Genomic DNA, 20,131 nt, shown 5'->3' on the forward strand with positions numbered 1-20,131 from the left:
CCCGCGTCCCGGCCCGGGAGGAAGCCGCCGCGGGCGCCGACATCTGGCGTCCGGACTGGGATCCGGGCCAGCGCCTGCCACTAAACTGGGTCCCATGACTGCCACCAGTGACTTTGCAGCCGACGCCGCTGCCGCCCGTGCCCGCCTCCTGGAACTGATCAAGGAGCTGGCCGTCGTCCGCGGCAAGGTCATCCTCTCCAGCGGCGCCGAGGCCGACTACTACATCGACCTGCGCCGCATCACCCTGCACCACGAGGCGTCCAAGCTCGTCGGCCAGGTCATGTTGTCCCTGCTGGACGACGCCGGGATCGACTTTGAGTGCGCCGGCGGACTGACGATGGGGGCGGACCCGGTGGGCACCGCCGTCATGCATGCCGCCGTCGACGCCGGCCGCCCGGTGGACGCCTTCGTCGTCCGCAAGGCCCAGAAGTCCTACGGCATGGGCCGCCAGGTCGAGGGGCCCTCGGTTGAGGGCCGCAAGGTCCTGGTCCTCGAGGACACCTCCACCACGGGCGGCTCGGCGCTGACGGCCGTCGAGGGCGTGCGGAAGGCCGGCGGCAACGTCGTGGCCGTCGCCGTGATCGTGGACCGCGACACCGGCGCCAAGGAAAAGATCGAAGCCGAAGCCGGCGTCCCCTACCTGTTCGCTTTCGGTAAGGACGAACTGGGCCTGAGCTAGGGGTTTCACCGGCGGCGGACACGTGTGGACGGTGCTTTGGGGGTGACTTATCATTTCTTAAATACCCCCATCGGTACCTCTGTACCCGTAGTTGGAGAAACGCGCTATGCTCCCGCCCCAGGAATACCCTGCCACCGTCAGCACGGTCGACCAGGTCCAGAACCTCATCCTCGACAGCACCGACTTCGAAGAGTTCCTCAATGAACTCGCACGTTTTTCCGCGCACCAGGTGGCCGGCAAGGGCGACGACGCGCTGTGCGGGATCACCCTGCTGCGGGACCGGAAGGCTGCGACCATCGGCTGGAGCAGCGAGTCCGCCCGGGAAGTGGACGAGATCCAGTACCGGCTGGCGCAGGGTCCCTGCCTGACGGCGGCGCAGGAAGAGCGCGAGGTCTACGTCCCGGACCTTTTCGAGGAAGACCGCTGGGGTCCCGACTACGCCACCGCCGTCGCCTCGCATGGACTGCGCTCGGTGCTTTCGGTGCCGTTCCACCTGCAAGGCGAAGCCCAGGCCGCGCTGAACCTGTATTCGGACGCGCCGCACAAGTTCGACGGCGACGTCGCAGCCCGGGCGCGTGACTTCACCCGGCAGATCTCCCAGGCGCTGCGCATGGCCGTGCGCTTTTCCCTGCACACGGACAGCGCCACGAACCTGCGGGCCACGCTGGAATCCCGCACGGTCATCGACATGGCGATCGGCATCGTGATGGCCCAGAACCGCTGCAGCCAGGAAACGGCGGTCCAGATCCTCACCGACGCGTCCAGCCACGGCAACGTGAAACTGCGCGACATTGCCACCTCGCTGGTGGAGTCCGTTGGCGGTTCGGCGACCCGGACGCACTTCCAGGAGCCGGGACGGCAGGCCGCCGGATAACAAGCCGGCTAATCCGGGGACTTGTGCCCACCCCATCCCGCCGTTACGCTGAGTGAGGTTGAGCCGTCGGCCATAGACACTTACTTTGGAGTACCTATGGACCAATCTCTTAATGCCCAGGTGAAGCTCGATGTCGCCGCAGACGTCATCCGGATCGATGTCCGGGGCAGCCTCAGCCAGGATTCCCGCCCCGCCCTGATGCAGCTGATCCAGCGCATCCGCCGCATGGGCATCAGCTCCCACATCCGCGTCGACCTCGCGCACGCCGAATTCGTGGAATCAGCCGCCCTTGCCGGCCTGCGCAACGACCTCAACGCCATTGACGGAGGACCCGGTCAACTCGAGGTTGCCGGGGCCATGCCCGTCGCTGCCGGGGTTTCGCTTGAACTGCAGATGTTCGGCGACGACTTCGGAAGGGTGTTCCAGCCGCTGGACCTCTCCGCGGAATTCGTGGCCTCCATTAATCCGTCCGGGACACGCCCGCTGGCCCGCTACTCCGACGATGAGCTGCTGGCCGCCAGCGACTGTGTCTTCGGCAAGCTGGATGATCCGCGGAACGGTGCGCCCTCGGAGCTCCTGGCCAGGTACGAGGACATCAGCCTCGAACTCGCCCGGCGCGAAGTCGGGCGCGCGCCCGAACCGGCCTAGGCCGAGCCCTCCCGGCATCCCGACGCCGCCCCTCCTTGAGCCGCCGCGGGGTCACGGGATCGCTGTTTCACCCTCCGTTTTCTGCTGCACCGGCGCAGTGGCTACGGTAGAGGTGTGCCGCATGAGACGGAAGCGAACGACGGGCGGGAACCCCGGGACGCCGAGGCCCGCGTGCTCCGGCATGCCGCTGAACTCGAACGGTTTTCGCGGCGGAACTTCCTGATCGGCGCCGGTGTCGCCTCAGTCCTGGCCGGGGACATGCTGTTCACCCGCCAGGTGCAGGCCGAGCGGCGGGTGAACAAGATCCTCCCGGTGCCCGACGACGTCGCTGAGCTGTATTTCCCCCACGCCAGCTGGTTCCTTTTCCCGGGGTACAAGACCAGCTGGGAAGAGGCGCAGTGGATCCTGAACTCGCTGCGCGGTGCGCTGACCAAGCGGGGCCAACTGGCCGCCGTCGGCTATTCCAACGTCGGCCTGGACATCGACAAGATCGTGATCGCGGTCATCGAGCACATCCGCGCCCACCAGCTCGACACCGTCTACTTCTACGGCCACAGCTTCGGCGGGATGGTGGCGGTGCAAGTCGCCGCCCGGTTGCTGGAACTGCACGGCGTCAAGGTGGCGTTCATCCTGCTCGACTCCAGCCCATCCAGCCGGTATGACGTCCTGGACCAGAGCTGGTTCGAGGGGGTGGTGTTCCTGTACGAGAGCGGATTCCGGTTCCCCACCGTGCTGCGCGGCGGCTACGAACTCGGCGAACGGATGCTGAACAAGCATGAACGCAGCTGGGGCCAGGTGCTGGACCAGACCCTGGAACAGCTCTCGCCGATCGCCCCGTCCAGCGTGCTGATCCAGACCGAATCGGCCTACATCTACCACTTTGACCTGAACCGCTTCGTCGGCAAGCTGGGGGACGCGAAGATGGCATTCATCGGCAATCCCGGGGACCAGACCGTGAGCTACGAGACGGCGCGGGACACCTGGATGCTGCGGTTCAAGGCGAACATGGTCTCGGATTCATTGCGGACGGACGGGGCGCGGCCGGCGCACGCCAGCCCGCAGTGGAACCCCTCGGTCTACCGGCCGCTCATCGAAGAGCTCCAGGACGAGTTCCTGCCGCTGGCGTCCGGCGGCGGCAAGAAGACCGCCTTCTAGCCCGAGGGCGGCCCCGCCCGGTCCGCTCAGATCTGGTTCTTCAGGTCCGCGACCGAGTTCAGGATCTGGTTGGGCCGGAACGGGTAGGCCGCAATGTCGTCCTTGTGCGTGATGCCGCTGAGCACCAGCACCGTGTGTAGCCCCGCCTCCATGCCGGCAATGATGTCCGTGTCCATCCGGTCCCCGATCATGGCGGTGGTCTCCGAATGCGCGTCGATCTGGTTCATCGCCGAACGGAACATCATCGGGTTCGGCTTGCCCACAATGTAGGGTTCGCGGCCGGTCGCCTTGGTGATGAGCGCGGCGATCGCACCGGTGGCCGGCATCGGTCCGTCCTTGGACGGCCCGGTGGCGTCCGGGTTGGTCGCGATGAAGCGGGCGCCGCCCAGGATCAGGCGGATGGCCATGGTGATGGCTTCAAAGGAGTAGGTCCGGGTCTCGCCGAGCACCACAAAGTCGGGGTCCTGGTCGGTGAGGATGAAGCCCGCCTCATGCAGCGCCGTCGTCAGCCCGGCCTCGCCGATCGTGTACGCGCGGTTGCCGGATTCGGAACCGCGCACCTGGTCCTTGAGGAACTGCGCCGTGGCCAGGGCCGAGGTCCAGATGTTCTCCTCCGGGATTTCCAGGCCGGAGCTCTTCAGCCGGGCGGCGAGGTCCCGGGGCGTGAAGATGGAGTTGTTGGTCAGCACCAGGAACCGCTTGGACGTGTCCACCCAGCGCTGGATGAGTTCCGAGGCGCCGGGGATTGGCTGGTTTTCGTGGACCAACACGCCGTCCATGTCCGTCAGCCAGCACTCGATCTCCTGGCCGCTGCGGTACACCGAGGAGGTGGACCGCACGTCGTCGGAGTCTGAACGCTGCTCTGTCCCGTGGTCTTCGTACTGATCCGCCATGGTGCCCTCCGTCGATAGTGTGCCGCAACAGGTCCCAGTCTAATGTTGAGGCGTGACTGAACCCGAGACTCCCAGCGAACCTCCTGCCGGTACCCCGGCCGCTCCGGACGGCGAGGCGGAGCCCAAGGCGGAGGTCGGCGTCGGCCCCTGGCAGGGACCGTGGCCGGAAGGCGGGCACTGGGACCCGGACCTGCTCGCGGACGGCGACCGCCGCAACGTGGTGGACAAATACCGCTACTGGAAGCACGAGGCGATCGTCGCCGAGCTGGATTCGCGGCGCCACAACTTCCACATCGCGATCGAAAACTGGCAGCACGACATGAACATCGGTACCGTCGTCCGCACCGCCAACGCGTTCCTGGCCAAGGAAGTCCACATCATCGGACGACGCCGGTGGAACCGCCGCGGGGCGATGGTCACCGACCGCTACCAGCACGTCCGCCACCACGCCACCGTGGAGGACTTCGTCGCCTGGGCGCAGGGGGAGGGGCTGGCCGTGATCGGGATCGACATCTTCCCCGATTCCGTCCCGCTGGAAACCTACGAGCTGCCCCGGGACTGCGTGCTGGTATTCGGCCAGGAAGGTCCGGGCCTGACGCCGGAGGTCCACGAGGCCGCCGTCGCGACGCTCTCGATCGAGCAGTTCGGTTCCACCCGCTCGATCAACGCCGCCTCCGCGGCCGCGATCGCGATGCACGCCTGGATCCGCCGGCACGTCTTCAACCAACTCCCGGGGTAGCGGCCGTTCGCCCGGCCTTAGAGCCCCTGCTGACTAATGCTGATTGAAATGGGTACTATTAGGTCAAAAGCAATCATCCGAGGTGGGGTTCTATATGGCCGAAGTCATTGTGGTTGAGCACGAGCAGGCTGCAGGCGAACTCGTCGCAGAGTCGATACGTGCCCTGATCGAGGCCAAGCGCGACGCGGTGCTGGGTCTCGCGACCGGGTCGACGCCGCTGACTGTCTACCAGGCGCTGGGCCGCTCGCTTAGTGCGCGCCCCTTGGACGTCGGCATGGTGCGCGGCTTTTCGCTCGACGAGTACGTCGGCCTGCCGGCGGGGCACCCGGAGAGCTACCGCGCCGTCATTGATCGTGAGGTCGTGGCGCCGCTCGGGCTCACGCCGAGCAATATCCGGGTGCCCAGCAATGACTTGGCTGCGCTGCCCGCCGCCGGAACCGAATACGAGCAAGCGATCATCGACGCCGGGGGAGTGGACCTGCAACTCCTCGGGATCGGTCGCACCGGTCATCTGGGCTTCAACGAGCCGGGTTCCTCGTTTGCATCGCTGACCCGAGTGAAGACGCTCACGCCTCAGACGCGGGCGGACAACGCCCGGTTTTTCGCCTCGCCCGACGAGGTGCCGATCCACTGCATTACCCAAGGGATCGGCACCATCCTGCGTGCGCGCCACCTTGTGCTGCTCGCCTTCGGGGCGGGCAAGGCGGCTGCGCTGGCTGCCGCCGTCGAGGGCCCGGTCACGTCCAGCCAGCCAGGCTCGGCAATTCAGCTGCATCCGCACGTCACCGTGGTCGTCGACGAGGCGGCGGCAGGCCTGCTCGCGAACCTCGACTACTTCCGCTATGCCTGGGCAAACAAGCCGGCGTGGCAGGGGATCTAGCTTGCGGACCGATCGTCCGGCTGCCTCCGGTGGCTCCGGACCGCCTCGTAGGTGAGCCGAAGCGACTCAGTCATGTCGTCGTACATTGATTGGGCGATTCGCACGAAGAGGATGTCCACTACGGCCAGCTGGGCGATCCGGCTGGACATGGCACCCGCGCGATAACGGTTCTCCCGAGTCTGGGTGGTGAGGACGAAATCGCAGTAGTCGGTCAACGGCGAATCGGGGAAATTGGTGATTCCCACCGTCGTTGCGCCAGCGGCGCGCGCGATCTTCAGCGCATTGCACGTCTCGGTGGTGAGGCCGGAATGGGAGACGGCAAGGGCGACGCCGCCCGGGCGTTGGAGAGCCGCGGATGCCCAGGCGAGGTGCATGTCGGAGAAGGCGGTCGCCGACAGCCCGATTCGATACAGCTTCTGCTGCAGGTCCTGGGCGGTCAGGCCGCTCGAACCGGAGCCATAGACGTCTATGCGGGTGGAGGCTGCGATGGCTGCCGCGACCCGGTCAAGGGTCTCGAGGTCAAGCGCCTTAGCCGTCTCCTCGATCGCCAGCACCTCCTGGTAGGCGATTTTGGTGACCACGTCTTCGGCGCTGTCGGTCCGGTTGATTTCGCCGTCATCGACCTTGAAGCGATCGCGCTGTGCCTGCTCACGGCCTGCTGCCGCCGCTACTTCGATGCGGAAGTCCCGGTAGCCCGAGAAGCCAAGTTTCTGGCAGAACCGTGCCACCGTGCCCGGCGAGGTCCTGCACAGTGCAGCGACCTCGGTGATTGTGCGGTCAAGGATGGTCGGATCGTCAATGACAGCCTGGGCAACCCTGGACTCCGTTGTGCTGAGGCCGGGCAGGGCCTGCCTCAGCATGAGCAAGGCATTAGCGGACACCCGCACTCCCTTCGTTGGTCAGCGCCGCCCCGATGGCCTCGTTGAGGAACCCCCGGTGCTCCGCCAGGACCTGGATGGCGGCGCCTGGTTCGAGATCCGTCAGCAGCATCAAAATAGCCGCCTTGACGGATCCATCGACGGCATGGAGCGCTCGGGCGGCGTCGACCGCGCTCGCATGCGTTGCCAGCATAACGGTTCTCTCGGCACGGGCGCGCAGCTTCTCGTTCGTGGCCTGCATGTCGACCATCAGGTTGCGGTACGTCTTGCCCAGCCGGACCATCGTGATGGTGCTCAGCATATTGAGGACCATTTTCTGCGCCGTGCCTGCCTTGAGCCGGGTCGACCCGGTAAGGATTTCCGGGCCTACGACAACGTCGATGGCGACGTCGCAGGCCCGGCCGAGGTCCGACGGCGCGTTGCAGGAGAGCCCGGCGGTGAACGCGCCGACGGATGAGGCGTATTTGACGGCACCGAGCACATACGGTGTGCGGCCGGACGCGGAAATGCCGATCACTGCGTCCGCGGCCGAAACGGCCAAAGCGCGTAGGTCGGCTGCGCCGGCGTCGGCGTCGTCCTCGGCGTTTTCAACGGCGGCGTGGATGGCGCCGGGACCGCCGGCGATGACGCCGATCACCTGTTCGCGGCTGGTGCCGAAAGTGGGTGGCGCCTCGCTGGCGTCGAGGATGCCCATCCGACCGGCGGTCCCCGCGCCGACGTAGATCAGGCGTCCGCCGGTGCTCATACGGCTGACTATGCCGTCGATCGTGGCTGCGATGGCGGGGCCGGAGCAGTCGACGGCGGCTGCGACGGCGGCGTCCTCCTCGTTCATCGCGCGCACGAGGTCTGCGGTCGAGAGTATGTCGAGATCCGGATGCCGGTCGCTGACCTGTTCTGTGGAGAGCGTTGCCAGTGATTCGCGGAGGGGGGCGTTTTCAGGCTGATCATGGAGGTGCGGCTTAGCCACGGGTGATTCTCTTCTCATGGGGTAGTGCACGGGAGTGGGCGATCAGGGTGGCTCCGGCCAGGGCGTCTCCCCGGGGGGAGATGAGGGAGAGGCCGACATCGGTCAGGGCCGCATCGAGGACGGCGCGAAAGTAGGGATGGGACACGAGACCGCCAGCGGCGCAGACTTGCCCGGTCTCGGCTCCCGCCGCAGCGCAGGTGCGGGCGAGCCGGGCGCACGCCTCCGCGACGATTGCTGTCGCCACGCCGTCGCCTCGGGTGGCGTGGGTGATGACGGTCGGGGCGAACGTGCCGATAGTCCGCGCGGGGGTGCCGGCGGACGAGACCCAGCCGGGCAGGGCGGGGAGGCCGCCGGCCAGGCCGGCAGCGGCGGCGCGGAGCGAGGTTGCCGGTCCACGCCCGTCCCCGGCACGGAGGCCCGCCTGCAGCCCCTCCTGGCCGATCCAGCGTCCGCTGCCTTCGTCGCCGAGCCACGGGCCCAGCCCGTCGATCTGCCGAATTAGCCCTGTGTCGTTGACTGAGAAGACGACGGCCCCCGTGCCTGCGATGAGGACGGTGCCGGGACCGCCGGCGAACGCGCCGACATGCGCGGCAAGGCCGTCGCTGATGAGGGCCAGGGGGACGTCGAAATCGGCCCTGAGCTCCTTCAGGAGACCGCGCACGGCATCCGGCGCTGCCAGGGCGCCGGCCGCGCCGATACCGATGCAGTCGAGGCCCGGCGGTTCCGGGATGCCACGAGCAAGGCGGGCCACAGCGCCGAGGATTGCGTAACGTGCCAAATCCTTGCCATGTTCGTCGGCAAGGCCCGGTGCGCCCTCGTGCGTTGCCTCGTCGAGTGCCGTTTCGCCGCGGCTGAGGCGGACCCGGCAGGACGTCTTGCCGAGGTCGACAGCCAGCACTGTCGGCCCGCTCATCGCGAGGCCCCCGCGGCGGCAGCCGGAGTGCGGGCTTCCATCGGCAGCACGCGCAGGCCGCGGATGCCGGCCAGCGGCGCCGGCATCCGAAGCGGCCCCGGTCCGGGGGCGATTTGCCCGGCCACACGGGCGCGGCCTGGTGCGGTGGCCGGCAGTTCGCACGTAACTCCGTGCCAGCTGAGGAAACCGAGCAGCGCAAACATCAGCGACTCCTTGAAGTCGGGCTCAATTCCGCAGACGTCCGAGGAGACCAGGGAGATTCCGTTCCGGGCGACTTCCGCACCAAGGGCGGACATCAGTGAGGGGTTGCGCACGCCGCCGCCGGAGGCGATCAACCGGCCGGGCCGTTCGACCGTACCGGTGTGCAGGGAGTCCGCTACGGAGCGGGCGGTCAGCCGGGTGAGCGTTGCTACGAGATCTTCAAGGGACAGCGGAGAATCTCCTTTGGCCGCTGCGAGGGCGGAGTCCACGAAGTGAAGCCCGAACGTCTCCCGACCCGTCGACTTCGGCGCGGGCCTTTGGAGATAGGGATGCTGGAGCAGGGCGGAGAGGAGCCGGGCGTCGACCTGGCCGGCGGCCGCGAGCTTGCCGTCGGCGTCGAAGCCGCGGGCGCCGTTCGTGGCACGGGCGACAACCGCGTCGATCAGAACGTTGCCGGGACCGGTATCCCAGGCCACCATGGTCCCGCCGGAGGTCACGACCGACAGGTTCGCGATCCCGCCCAGGTTGACGGTCGCTGCGGGGGTGCCGTCGTCGGCCTCCGATGCTGCCAGCCAGGCCCGGTCGAAGATGCCCATCAGCGGAGCGCCTTCGCCTCCCGCTGCGATGTCGGCCGCGCGGAGGTTAGACAGTACGGGCGCGGCGGCGGCCTCGGCGATCCAGGCGGCCTCGCCCAGTTGCAGCGTTCCGCGGGCGCGGGTGCCGTCGACCCAGTGGAAGACCGTTTGTCCATGCGAGACGACCAGGTCCACGGCTGAGCCGAGGTGCTGCATGGCGGCTCGAGCGGCTGAGGCAAACTCCTGGCCAGCGAGGGTGTCCAGCCGGCACAGCTCTTCGGCGTCGACGCGGCCCCCGTCCGCCAGGGCGAGCAGGCGCGTGCGCAGTTCCGGGGCCCAAGCCACGGTGCGGGTGAGCAGCGGGCGCACGGTCAGCCACGGAGTGCGGCCGTTCCGGGCACTCTGGGCGCTGTCCGCATCGATATCGACGATCGCTACATCGATGCCGTCGGCGGAAGTCCCGGACTGAAGGGACAGTATCCTCATGGTTTAGCACCGCGCAGAATGTCGCGGACGGTGTCCGCGGTGACCCTTGAGGTTCCCCGTGCGTCAATAAGAGCGAGCGGCGGGTCCTCACTGGAGGGCAGTCCGGCGTTGATGACGACGGCGTCCGGGCGGAGTCCGGCTATCCGGGTCAGGGCATCCCGTTGCGCCCCCGCGCAGGCAATCCGGTCCACCAGCACGGCCATGCCGGTGCCGCGGGGGAGGCTCGCGACGGTCTCTGTCAGCGCAGCGTCGTCGGTACCTGGCGTGAAACGGTCCAGGTCAAAATCGAGCGCGAGACTCGCGGCAAACGGATCGGCGGCGGATGCCACGGCGAAGGTGGCATGTGCCCTTAGATCGAGCAGCGCCAGGCGGCGCTGAACGACTGACGCGGCGCCGTGCACCGTGATTGCCGCCCGGACCATGAGCGCGGCGTCGGCGATGCCCGGCGCTGAACCCCCAGGCTCCGGGGGCCCGGCGGGCAGGGCCAGCCGCGCGGCCGATGCGCCGGCCCGTTCAAGGTCGCCAGCGGTGAGCGCGCCGTCGTCGAGGGCCCCGAAGAGGGCCTTGCGCACCTCAAGGTAGTCATCCTCGTCGGTACTGCGGCCGCCCTTCGGCCCGAGGTTGGACGGATTGCCGATGCAGAGCAGTTCGGCTCCGGCCGCCAGGGCGAGCACGGCGCCCGGGCCGGCCCCGAAAGACGCCCGGATTGCTGCCATGTCGAGGGCATCGGTCACAATTGTGCCGGCAAAGCCGGTCCCGCGGAGGGCGGCGAGGATGGCCGGATTGAGGGTCGCAGGCAGGTCGCCGCATTCCGGCACCACAATGTGTGCTGTCATCACGGCCCGAACTCCGGCGGCGACTGCCTCGTGGAAAGGCGGCAGATGGTCACGCTCGATCTCGGCCCAGGAGAGGTTGAGCCGGGGCAGGGACAGGTGGGAATCGGTCTGCGTGTCCCCGTGGCCGGGGAAGTGCTTGACGCAGGCGGCCACTGCGGATTCCTGCAGGCCGTGGACAAAGGCAGCGACATGCCGCGACACAAGAGGCGTGTCCTGGCCGAACGCCCGCACGCCAATAACCGGGTTCGCCGGATTCGTGTTCACATCGGCCACCGGACCCAGCACAACGTTGACGCCCGCTGACGAGGCCCGTCGTCCGATCATCCGGCCCACAGCCCGGGTGGCCTCGGCGTCGTCGAGGTGACCCAGCTGCGCGTGCCCCGGGAGGAGTGATCCCCGTGCAGCGTCGAGCCGGGACACGCTGCCGCCCTCCTCATCGATGCCGATGAGGACTCCGGGCCGAATGCTCCGAAGCTCGGCAGAGAGCCGTGCCGGCTGTCCGGCGTCCCACGCGTCGATGTTCTGGCCGAAGTAGACCACGCCGGCGAGGCCTTCGTCGAGCGCCCGGGCCAGCCAGGGGGGAACGCGGTGGCCGGTGAACCCTGGCCAAAGAACGCCGTTGACGAGCCGGCGCAGGGTGGGGTCTGTGGCTGCGGTCATCCCTTCACGGCTCCTGCCACCAGGCCATTGCTGAGCTTGCCCTGGACGAGGACGAAGAAGACCATCACCGGAATGGTGATAATGGTCGAGGCGGCCATGACCGGTCCCCAATCGTTGGCATGGACGCCGAAGAATTGTTTGAGGCCGATCGCCACGGTGTAGTTCTCGGCTGCCCCGCCGAGGAGGGTCATCGCAAAGATGAACTCGTTCCAGGCAACGATGAAGGAGAAGACACTGGTCGCGACAAGCCCGGGTGCCACGAGCGGCAGCAGGACCGAGCGGAACATGCGTCCCCAGCTGGCGCCGTCGATATAGGCCGCCTCTTCCAGCTCGACCGGGACGGCGGCGACGAAGCCGCGCAGCATCCAGATCGCGAACGGCAGGGAGAAGGCCAGATAGACAATGACGAGCCCGACCAGCGAGTTGAGCAGCTGCAGGTCGCGCACCTGCACGAACAGGGGGATCACCAGGGCCTCAAGCGGCACCATCTGCACGGTGAGCACCATGATCAGGATGCCGGTGCGGAACTTGAAACGGAAGCGCGCCACCGCGACGGCGGCCAGCAGCGCCACAATTCCCGAGATGGTCACCGTGAAGAATGCGACGACGGCCGAATTGCGAAGGAAGGTGCCGAACCCGCCTTCGGTAAGCACGTACTGGTAGTTGGCGAGAGTGAACTCCTGCGGAAGCAGGGACTGGCCGCCGCTGGAGGCCTGCGCGTCAAAGGAGCTGGAGATCATCCAGTACGCGGGGAAGAGTGTGAAGGCCAGGAGGAGGGCAACCAGGGCGGCCTTGACCAGCCTCCGGCTGAGCGAGCGGTGCCTCATACCTTTTCCTCCTTGAACAGGGTGCGGACGTAGATGGCGGTGATGATCAGGAGCAGCACCGTCAGGAGCACGGCGATGGCCGCTCCGAAGCCGTAGCGGTTCTGCCCGAACGACTCAACGTATGACCAGACGCCGAGGTTGAGCACCTCCCGATTGGATCCTGACCCGCCGGGCATGAGGTAGATCTGGGCGAACACCTTGAAGTCCCAGATGGTTGAGAGGATGACCACAACCGAAAACACCGGCTTGATGGTGGGGTATGTGATCTGGAAGAAGCGCCGGATCGGGCCGGCCCCGTCCATCTCCGCGGCCTCAAGCATCTCCTTCGGCACTCCCAGCAGGCCGGCGAGCACGGTGATGGCGACGAACGGGAAGCCATGGTGCACGATGTTCAACGCCACGATCCCGTAGAACGTCACCGGGTTGGTGAACCAGTTGAACGATTCGTCCATGAGGCCGAGGCCCTTGAGGGTCGCGTTGACGAGCCCTTGATCGGCGTCGAAGATCCAGATCCAGACATACGTTCCGGTGACCGCCGGCATGGCCCAGGCGACCATAACGGCGCTCCCGACGACAGTGCGCCAGAGCGGGCTGAGTGAGGCCATGAGCAGGGCGACCAGTGTCCCGAAGATGACGGTCGAGGCGACCGCCACGATGGCGAAGCCGATCGTGTTGGGCAGCACCACGGTCCACAGGGAGGAGTCCCCGAAGACCTCGGCGTAGTTGTCCAGACCGATGAATTTGGTCTTGCCGCTGACGATCTGCCGCAGGCCGTAATCCTGCAAGGAGAAGATGAAGACCCGTGCGAGCGGCCAGAGCAGAAGGCCGGCCAGCAGGATCAGCGCGGGGGCGAGCAGCAGCCACGGCCTGGCCTTGGCCATGGTGAGGAGCCGCCGGCGTTTCGGCGGGCGGCCACCCGCGGACGGCTGGGGCTTGCGTCCCTCGTCCACGGGCGGCTGCTTGAGCCCTACGGTCATGGGGTCTTCTTGCCGTTCATGATGGCGTCCATCTCGGCCGCGGCACTCGACGTGGCCTCATCGACGGTCTTCTGGCCGGAGAGGATGGCTTGGATCATCGAGTTGGTGGTCTTCTTGGCCTGAACCGCACCGAACTTGGGCGTGACGGGAACGGAAGCGCCGCCGTCGACCATTTGCTTGGCGAATGACTTCACCAGCGGGTCATCCGACTTAATGGTGTCGTCCAGCAGCGACTTTTGGCCGGGGAAGTAACCGCTCTTGCTGGCCCACTCCCGGGCGAACTTGCCGGTGCTCATCAACTTGACGAAGGCCCAGGCGAGGTCCTTGTTCTTGGCCGTGTTGAAGACGCTCAGGTGCGACCCGCCCAGGACCGAAGGGCTGATGCCGCCGTCCTTGCCGGGGATGGGGATAGCGCCCAGCTTGCCCTTGAGTGCCGGGGCCTTCGCGAGGATGGTCGCCGGCGTCCACGAGCCGGAGATCGCCATGGCGACCTTGCCCTGGGTGAAGTTGTCGAGCACGTCGGTCTCCTTCCAGGTGGTCGCACCAGCGGTGGAGAAGCCGTGTTTGGTGGCCAGGTCCGTGTAGAAGCGGATGCCCTCGCGTGCCTTGTCGCTGGCCAGCCCGGACTCCCAGTTGTCGCCCTTTTGGACCGACACGTCGCCGCCCGCGCCCCAAACCCACGGATAGGCGAGCATCTCGGCGTCGCCGGGGACCGGGAAGGGAATCAGATCCGGGCGCTTGGTCTTGATGACCGTGGCCACGTTAACGAGTTCCTGCCAGTTGGTGGGCGGGGTCAGGCCAAGCTCCTTGAACACGTCTGTCCGGTAAATGATCGAGCGAACCCCGGCGTACCAGGGCATACCGTACAGCTCGCCGTCGTAGGTGCCGGATTCGGCGAGGCCTTTGACGAGGTCCCCGTCGAGGCCGGCTTCCTTCACCTTGTCGCCAATCGGGGCAAGCGCACCTGAATCGGCGAACTCTGCCGTCCATGTGTTCCCGGTCTCGGCGACATCCGGGGTTGTGCTGCCGGCGATCGCGGTGACGAACCGGTCATGGGCGCCGGCCCACTGCACGTATTCGACGTTGAGCTTCGCGCCGGTCTCCTTCGTGAACTCCTGGCCGACGGAGTCGAAGAACGCCTCGGAATCGGGGTTGGTGCCTTTCATGATCCAGACGTTGAGTGTTTGGCCTTTGGCGTCCGTTGCGCCGCCTGTGGAACCGCCGCCCGCGGCGCCGCCACAGGCTGACAGTGCCAGGGCGACGACGGCGGCCATGGCGGCGGAAAGATAGCGCTTGTGCATGCAGTCTCCTCATTGAAACGTGATAGCGGACGACCCGGTCCAGCTGATGTGAAAATAATTATCCATGCGTGATGCAAGTCACGCAAATTATTTTCTGAATGCGGACGTCTCTGCTGGAGATCGGGACTCCACAGCTGGAAGCTTGCCGCTAGGCCGGCAAGAGCCGGCCGGCTGCGAAGACCGCATCGACTGATAGCCCGCCGTCGAGCAGAACCGCGTCGGCGGCGTAGCCGATCGCGAGCTGTCCGAGATCGCGGCTGCGCCCGATGGCCCGGGCGGGAGTGGCGGTCACCGCGGCGACCGCCTCTTCAATCGGGATGCCCACTTCAGTCACCGCTCGACGCAGAGCTGCGTCGAGGGTGAGCGTGGAGCCGGCGATGGCCCCGTCGGCTCCTGTCGCGCTGCTCAGGCGGGCAATGCCGCCGGTGACGGTGACGGCCAGGGACCCAAGCATGTACTCGCCATCCCCGGAGCCGGTGGCGGCCATGGCGTCGGTGATCAGGGCAATGCGGCCGGGTGCGCCGGCAAAGGCCAGACGTACCACCTCCGGGTGGACATGCACGCCGTCGTTGATAATCTCCAGCGTCACCCCGGGGGAGCGGGTAGCTGCCGCGACCGGACCGGGCGCGCGGTGGTGGATGCCGCGCATGCCATTGAAGGCGTGCGTCAGGATCGAGGCGCCGGCTTCAAATGCTGCCCGAGCGGTGGCATAGTCGGCGGCGCTGTGCCCGACGGCGACGGCGACCCCTGCGTCGACGAGCGTGCGGATTGCCTCCCGGGCGCCGGGCAGCTCGGGTGCGAGCGTCCACTGGCGAAGGTGTCCCCGCGCCGCGGTGAGGAGCCGGGCCATCGAATCGCCGTCAGGCGCCCGGAGCAGTGCCGGGTCGTGCGCGCCGCGGAAAGCGTTGTCGAGGAAGGGGCCCTCAAGGTGAGCGCCGAGCACGAGCGGGTTGGCCTCGGCCGCGTCTGCGATGGCAGCGAGCCGGGACTCGAGCTCGCACTGGCGGGCAGTGACGAGGGAGAGCACGGCGCGGGTCGTGCCGTGGCGGTGGTGCACGGCAAGGGCATCGCGGATAGCGTCGGCTCCGTTATCGAAAGCGAAGCCGCCGCCGCCGTGGCAGTGGATGTCTATGAAGCCGGGGATGAGCCAGCGGCCGGCGGCATCCGTCACTTCCACCGCCGGGGTGCTCAGGCCACGCCAGCTGTCCCCGGAGCCGAGGCCAGACACCGTATCGCCGGTAAAGGCGACCCAGGCGTCGGCGGTGGTCAGCCCGCCGGATACCAGGCGCGCAGAGTGGATGATGCGGGTGGCAGGGCGGGTCATGATGCGACGATCACCTCGAAATTCTGGTCGGCAAAGGCAGCCAGCTGCTCCGGTGTGATCCCCGGGTCCGTGATGAGCCCGTCGAAGCGGTGCAGTGCGCCCAGTCCGGCGAATGCGATTCGTTCGATCTTGCTGGAGTCGGCTACGATCATCGCCCGGGCCGCGCGCTCTGTCATCAGGGAATTCACCGCAGCCTCCCGTTCGTCGTTCACGGAGGGGCCAGCCAGCGGATCTATGCCGTTCACGCCGATGAAGGCGATGTCCAGGCGCACTTGCTGCAGCACGGCGTCGCTGTAGGAACCGACCAGTTCGTAGGAGCGCGAATGCACCACCCCGCCGGTCACCACCGTCTTGATCTGCGGGCGCATCGCCAACTGGGCCGCGATGTTGAGGGCGTTGGTGACGACCGTCAGTGTGGCGTGCGGTGACGCTTCCATGATGTCCGGTCTGGCGCCAAGTACCTCGGCGATCGCCGTGCTCGTTGTGCCGCCGCAGAGCCCCACGACGGCGCCGCGGGCCACGAGCGAACTGGCCGCGCGGGCGATCCGGAGCTTCTGTGGTGCGTTCTGCTCGCGTTTGTACCGCAGCGGAAGGTCGTAGGCGACGGACTGCCCGGTCGCCCCGCCGCGCGTGCGCGTGAGCAGCTGCTGGGAGGCGAGGGTGTCGAGGTCGCGCCGCGCAGTCGCCGCGGAGACGCCGAGGCGGGTGATGATGTCGTCGACCTCCAGGTGGCCGGATTCGGCTAGCAGGTCGAGTACCGCAGCGAGGCGCTCGGAGCGGTTCATGGACATGCGGTTCCTTTCAGCGGAAGGACGCCGGTTGCGGCCGGGCCTTCGACGGCGGCCCTGGCACGTAGCGCCGCGCCGATGAGCCCGGCGTTCTCACCGATCCGTGCCGGTAGCAGCCGAGGGGGGCGGTGGAAGCTGAGCAGAGCGCCGACACGGTCCCGCAGGGGCACGAACAGGGCGTCTCCGGCTTGGCTCAGTCCGCCGCCGATGACAATGGCCTCCGGGGCCAGCGCCGAGACGAGTTGCTCGATGACCAGCGCGAGGGCGTCGACGGCTTCGTCCCAGACGCGCCGGGCATGCGGGTCGCCGGCGCGGGCGAGGGCGAGGACCTGCTTCGCATCGGTCGGCGCAGGCTCGGAGCACCGGCCCGCGGCCTGAGCGTAGCGGCGCACAATGGCCCCGGCTGAGGCCATAGTTTCAAGGCAACCGGCGGCGCCGCAGGGGCACAAGTCACCGCGCGGGTCGACAATCGAATGGCCGATTTCGCCGGCAAAACCGCCTGCCACGTGAGCTCGACCGTCCAGGATAATCGATGCCGCGATGCCGGTGCCGATCACGATGACCACGACGTCGCGGAAAGGTTGGGCCGCGCCGAGGCGGTGCTCTGCTTCCCCGGCGGCACGCACATCGTGCGAGAAGGACGCGGGGAGGTTCAGGCGCGACTCCGCCAGCGCTTTGAACGGCACATTCTCCCAGCCCAAGTTCGAGGAGCGGACGCCGACTCCGGAGCCGTCGTCGACGATGCCGGGGGCGACCATGCCGACTGCCTGAGGATGAACGCCGGGGTAGTCCAGGGCAAATCCGGCAGCGATTTTTTCGACCAGATCCAGCACGGCTTCACCCGTCCGGGCCCCGCGAAGGGGAGTTGCGGTGCGGCTGAGCCCGAGCATCCGCCCTGCGGAGTCGAACAGCGCCGCCTTCGTATCGGTGCCACCAATGTCATAGGCGAGAACGGCCGCCCCGGCGCCGAGCAGCGCCGCATCCCACGACAGATCTTCGGCCATGACATGTCTCCTCGTCGCTAACTGCCAGCGCAACGATCGATCCTGATCGCAACCACCAGCACCCGGTCACTTTAGCTCACACGCGAGGGCAGTGCCTTCCGGAACACTGCCGCGACGTGCCATCTCGGCGGGAGGGCAGGCGGCGGGAGCGAGTGTTACAGCCCCCGCGTGACCGGAGACACTGCCGTGCGCAGGAATGGCTAGGATGGTTCGTAGCCGACGAGGTTCACTCCAGGGTCAACCCAGCCCGCAGACGAAATTCACTTTAGGAGTCAGCATGCCCATTGCAACCCCAGAGATCTACTCCGAGATGATCGACCGCGCAAAGACGGGCGGCTTCGCATTCCCGGCCGTCAATGTCACCTCCTCCCAGACCCTGAACGCCGCCCTGCGCGGCTTCGCCGAGGCCGAGTCCGACGGCATCGTCCAGGTCTCCACCGGCGGTGCCGCCTACTGGTCCGGCGCCTCCACCAAGGACATGGTGGCCGGCTCCCTGGGCTTCGCCGCATTCGCCCGCGAAGTGGCCAAGAACTACGGCGTCAACATCGCCCTGCACACGGACCACTGCCCCAAGGACAAGCTGGACGGCTTCGTCCTGCCGCTGCTCGCCGCCTCCGAGGCCGAGGTCAAGGCCGGCCGCAACCCGCTCTTCAACTCGCACATGTGGGACGGCTCGGCCGAAACCCTGCAGGAGAACCTCCGGATCGCGCGTGAACTGCTCGCCCGCACCGCCGCGGCCAAGATGATCCTCGAGGTCGAGATCGGCACCGTCGGCGGCGAGGAAGACGGCGTCGAGAACGCCATCAACGACAAGCTCTACACCACGGTCGAGGACGCCCTCGCGACCATCGACGCGCTCGGCTCCGGCGAGAACGGCCGCTACATCACGGCCCTGACCTTCGGCAACGTGCACGGCGTGTACAAGCCGGGCGGCGTGAAGCTGCGTCCGGAGATCCTCAAGGACATCCAGGAGCAGGTCGGCGCGAAGATCGGCAAGGCCAACCCGTTCGACCTCGTCTTCCACGGCGGCTCCGGCTCCTCCGAGCAGGAAATCGCGGACGCGGTCTCCTACGGCGTGATCAAGATGAACATCGACACCGACACCCAGTACGCCTACACCCGCCCGGTGGTGGACCACATGTTCCGCAACTACGACGGCGTCCTGAAGGTCGACGGCGAGGTTGGCAACAAGAAGCTGTACGACCCCCGTGTCTGGGGCGCGTCCGCCGAAGCCGGCCTGGCCGCCCGCGTGGTCGAGGCTGCCCAGCAGCTCGGCTCCACCGGCAAGACGTTCTAGTTATGTCGGACGAGTTCCGCAAGAACCTGATGGGTCCCGAGCCCACGCTGCTGCCTGCCGAGACCGAGGTCTACGCGGGGCTGGATGCGGGCCAGGAGGCGCTGGACCTGGTGGAGAAGCACCCGACGTCCTCGCTGCTCTGGGCCGTGCTGGCCGAGGAAGCGTGGAAGGAAGGCCGGACCATCGATTCCTACGCTTACTCCCGCGTCGGCTACCACCGCGGCCTGGACTCGCTGCGCCGGAACGGCTGGCGCGGCGTGGGCCCGATCCCGTGGGAGCACGAACCGAACCGCGGCTTCCTGCGCGCCCTGTACTCGCTGGGCCGCGCGTCCGCGGCGATCGGCGAGGCCGAGGAGCCCGAGCGGATCGAGAAGTTCCTCAAGGACTCCGACCCCACGGCGAAGGCGGCCATCGAAGCCGAGGGCTGACGGGTTAAACGACGACGGCGGGCGCTCACCTTTCGGTGGGCGCCCGCCGTCGTTAACGTGCGGGACTAGGCCTTGGCCAGGCCGGTGCGGGCCATGGCGTCGGCGTAGGCCACGCGCATTTCCTCGAGATACTGCTCCTGGCGGGCCGGGGTGCCGGCGAACGCGCGGCCGCTGAGCGAGCGGACCTTGTACGTCTTCAGGCCGCGGCGCCAGATCATCGGCACCTCGGTCTTGAGCAGCAGGTTGGCCAGGCGGTTGGCCTCGGTGCCGTGAGCCACGATGACGGACGCGCGCGGCACCAGGGCGAGGAACTTCAGCAAGGGCTTGAGGCCGGCCGAGATCTGGTCCGGGGTGAACTTGCCGTTGGGCTCTTCGCCGACGTGCCACGGGTGGACGTTCCACGGCATGACGAACTCGGGGCGCAGGCCCAGCTTCCACTGGATGCCGAGCATGCGGGTGGCAGCTTCGTCATCCCCGGCGGTGATGAAGCCGGACGGATCCGCGGTGCCGATGTTGGAGTACAGGCTGATGATGCGGCACTCGTCGATGTCGTGGGCGGGATCCACGTAGGGGACCGTGGTGCCAGCTTTGGCGGTCTGCAGTGCGTCGCACAGTTCGTTGACCGGCGCGACGTTAGCTTCGTAACGGCGGCTCAGGAGCTGTTCGCGGAAATTTTCAGTGGCCAGGGCTGTCATGTATTGCTGGGTCTCCTGCGGGATTGGTAAAGCTGCCAGACCGGCTGCGGGCACGCCAAAGGAAGGGCGCGCGGAGGCCGGAGTGGTTTGAAAATGTGGTGTGGAC

21 protein-coding genes are annotated in these 20,131 nt (G+C 67.4%); 8 read left to right on the top strand and 13 right to left on the bottom strand.

What is annotated here, in order from left to right:
- The first annotated feature begins 94 nt into the window (after positions 1–94).
- From pyrE to HNO80_RS07295, 4 genes are all read left to right on the top strand, one after another.
- The gene (gene pyrE / locus HNO80_RS07280; RefSeq protein ID WP_175322180.1) at positions 95–679 is read left to right on the top strand and encodes an orotate phosphoribosyltransferase; all 585 of its coding nucleotides are present in this window, start codon (positions 95–97) and stop codon (positions 677–679) included.
- 106 nt (positions 680–785) lie between these two features.
- Positions 786–1,553 carry a GAF and ANTAR domain-containing protein gene (locus HNO80_RS07285; protein WP_175322181.1) on the top strand — a complete coding sequence of 256 codons (768 nt, stop codon included), beginning with the start codon at positions 786–788 and terminating at the stop codon, positions 1,551–1,553.
- Positions 1,554–1,649: 96 nt separating this feature from the next.
- On the top strand, positions 1,650–2,201 hold the full coding sequence (locus tag HNO80_RS07290) for a hypothetical protein (RefSeq protein ID WP_175322182.1): 552 nt from the start codon (positions 1,650–1,652) through the stop codon (positions 2,199–2,201).
- 114 nt (positions 2,202–2,315) lie between these two features.
- Positions 2,316–3,356 carry an alpha/beta fold hydrolase gene (locus tag HNO80_RS07295; RefSeq protein ID WP_175322183.1) on the top strand — a complete coding sequence of 347 codons (1,041 nt, stop codon included), beginning with the start codon at positions 2,316–2,318 and terminating at the stop codon, positions 3,354–3,356.
- A 26-nt stretch (positions 3,357–3,382) separates the two neighbouring features.
- On the opposite strand, the gene HNO80_RS07300 is transcribed toward HNO80_RS07295, so the two are convergent.
- Positions 3,383–4,249: an HAD-IIA family hydrolase gene (locus tag HNO80_RS07300; RefSeq protein WP_175322184.1), complete on the bottom strand. Its 867-nt coding sequence runs from the start codon at positions 4,247–4,249 to the stop codon at positions 3,383–3,385.
- Positions 4,250–4,301: 52 nt separating this feature from the next.
- Here HNO80_RS07300 and HNO80_RS07305 point away from each other — a divergent pair, with 52 nt between their 5' ends.
- Both HNO80_RS07305 and HNO80_RS07310 read left to right on the top strand, forming a co-directional pair.
- Complete coding sequence (locus HNO80_RS07305; protein ID WP_175322185.1) at positions 4,302–4,988, top strand: TrmH family RNA methyltransferase; 687 nt, start codon at positions 4,302–4,304, stop codon at positions 4,986–4,988.
- 94 nt (positions 4,989–5,082) lie between these two features.
- Positions 5,083–5,868: a glucosamine-6-phosphate deaminase gene (locus HNO80_RS07310; RefSeq protein WP_175322186.1), complete on the top strand. Its 786-nt coding sequence runs from the start codon at positions 5,083–5,085 to the stop codon at positions 5,866–5,868.
- Here HNO80_RS07310 and HNO80_RS07315 read toward each other — a convergent pair.
- The 11 genes from HNO80_RS07315 to HNO80_RS07365 all read right to left on the bottom strand — a co-directional run bounded on the left by HNO80_RS07315 (position 5,865) and on the right by HNO80_RS07365 (position 17,605).
- Entirely contained in the window at positions 5,865–6,749 is an 885-nt protein-coding gene (locus HNO80_RS07315) for a MurR/RpiR family transcriptional regulator (protein WP_349627266.1), read from the bottom strand. The two genes, HNO80_RS07310 and HNO80_RS07315, sit on opposite strands and share 4 nt — an antisense overlap.
- Entirely contained in the window at positions 6,739–7,713 is a 975-nt protein-coding gene (gene murQ, locus HNO80_RS07320; protein ID WP_349627267.1) for an N-acetylmuramic acid 6-phosphate etherase, read from the bottom strand. Before murQ ends, HNO80_RS07315 begins: the two co-directional genes overlap by 11 nt.
- Positions 7,706–8,626, bottom strand: a complete 921-nt coding sequence (locus tag HNO80_RS07325; RefSeq protein WP_175322188.1) for an N-acetylglucosamine kinase — start codon at positions 8,624–8,626, stop codon at positions 7,706–7,708. Before HNO80_RS07325 ends, murQ begins: the two co-directional genes overlap by 8 nt.
- Positions 8,623–9,888 (bottom strand): anhydro-N-acetylmuramic acid kinase, encoded by a 1,266-nt coding sequence (locus HNO80_RS07330; RefSeq protein ID WP_175322189.1) that lies wholly within the window; start codon positions 9,886–9,888, stop codon positions 8,623–8,625. The genes HNO80_RS07325 and HNO80_RS07330 overlap by 4 nt, the downstream gene beginning before the upstream one ends.
- Positions 9,885–11,384 carry a glycoside hydrolase family 3 N-terminal domain-containing protein gene (locus HNO80_RS07335; RefSeq protein ID WP_175322190.1) on the bottom strand — a complete coding sequence of 500 codons (1,500 nt, stop codon included), beginning with the start codon at positions 11,382–11,384 and terminating at the stop codon, positions 9,885–9,887. The genes HNO80_RS07330 and HNO80_RS07335 overlap by 4 nt, the downstream gene beginning before the upstream one ends.
- Positions 11,381–12,211, bottom strand: coding sequence for a carbohydrate ABC transporter permease (locus HNO80_RS07340; protein ID WP_175322191.1), 831 nt, complete (start codon positions 12,209–12,211; stop codon positions 11,381–11,383). The genes HNO80_RS07335 and HNO80_RS07340 overlap by 4 nt, the downstream gene beginning before the upstream one ends.
- Complete coding sequence (locus tag HNO80_RS07345) at positions 12,208–13,188, bottom strand: carbohydrate ABC transporter permease (protein WP_175322192.1); 981 nt, start codon at positions 13,186–13,188, stop codon at positions 12,208–12,210. The genes HNO80_RS07340 and HNO80_RS07345 overlap by 4 nt, the downstream gene beginning before the upstream one ends.
- A complete protein-coding gene (locus tag HNO80_RS07350) occupies positions 13,185–14,489 on the bottom strand; it encodes a sugar ABC transporter substrate-binding protein (protein ID WP_175322193.1) in 1,305 nt (434 codons plus the stop codon). Before HNO80_RS07350 ends, HNO80_RS07345 begins: the two co-directional genes overlap by 4 nt.
- 148 nt (positions 14,490–14,637) lie before the next feature.
- Positions 14,638–15,813, bottom strand: a complete 1,176-nt coding sequence (nagA, locus tag HNO80_RS07355) for an N-acetylglucosamine-6-phosphate deacetylase (RefSeq protein WP_175322194.1) — start codon at positions 15,811–15,813, stop codon at positions 14,638–14,640.
- Entirely contained in the window at positions 15,810–16,598 is a 789-nt protein-coding gene (locus HNO80_RS07360; protein WP_175322274.1) for a DeoR/GlpR family DNA-binding transcription regulator, read from the bottom strand. Before HNO80_RS07360 ends, nagA begins: the two co-directional genes overlap by 4 nt.
- Positions 16,595–17,605, bottom strand: coding sequence for an ROK family protein (locus tag HNO80_RS07365; RefSeq protein WP_175322195.1), 1,011 nt, complete (start codon positions 17,603–17,605; stop codon positions 16,595–16,597). Before HNO80_RS07365 ends, HNO80_RS07360 begins: the two co-directional genes overlap by 4 nt.
- Before the next feature lie 277 nt (positions 17,606–17,882).
- Here HNO80_RS07365 and fbaA point away from each other — a divergent pair, with 277 nt between their 5' ends.
- Together fbaA and HNO80_RS07375 are read left to right on the top strand one after the other, a co-directional pair.
- Positions 17,883–18,902, top strand: coding sequence for a class II fructose-bisphosphate aldolase (gene fbaA / locus HNO80_RS07370; protein WP_175322196.1), 1,020 nt, complete (start codon positions 17,883–17,885; stop codon positions 18,900–18,902).
- Between the two features lie 2 nt (positions 18,903–18,904).
- Entirely contained in the window at positions 18,905–19,330 is a 426-nt protein-coding gene (locus tag HNO80_RS07375; RefSeq protein WP_175322197.1) for a DUF3151 domain-containing protein, read from the top strand.
- A 65-nt stretch (positions 19,331–19,395) separates the two neighbouring features.
- Here the strand turns inward: HNO80_RS07375 and HNO80_RS07380 are convergent, their stop codons facing one another.
- Positions 19,396–20,025, bottom strand: a complete 630-nt coding sequence (locus HNO80_RS07380) for a uracil-DNA glycosylase family protein (RefSeq protein WP_175322198.1) — start codon at positions 20,023–20,025, stop codon at positions 19,396–19,398.
- Positions 20,026–20,131: the final 106 nt, after the last annotated feature.

Origin of the sequence: Arthrobacter sp. C9C5 (genome assembly GCF_013359735.1) — a bacterium.
Classification (GTDB): Bacteria; Actinomycetota; Actinomycetes; order Actinomycetales; family Micrococcaceae; genus Arthrobacter.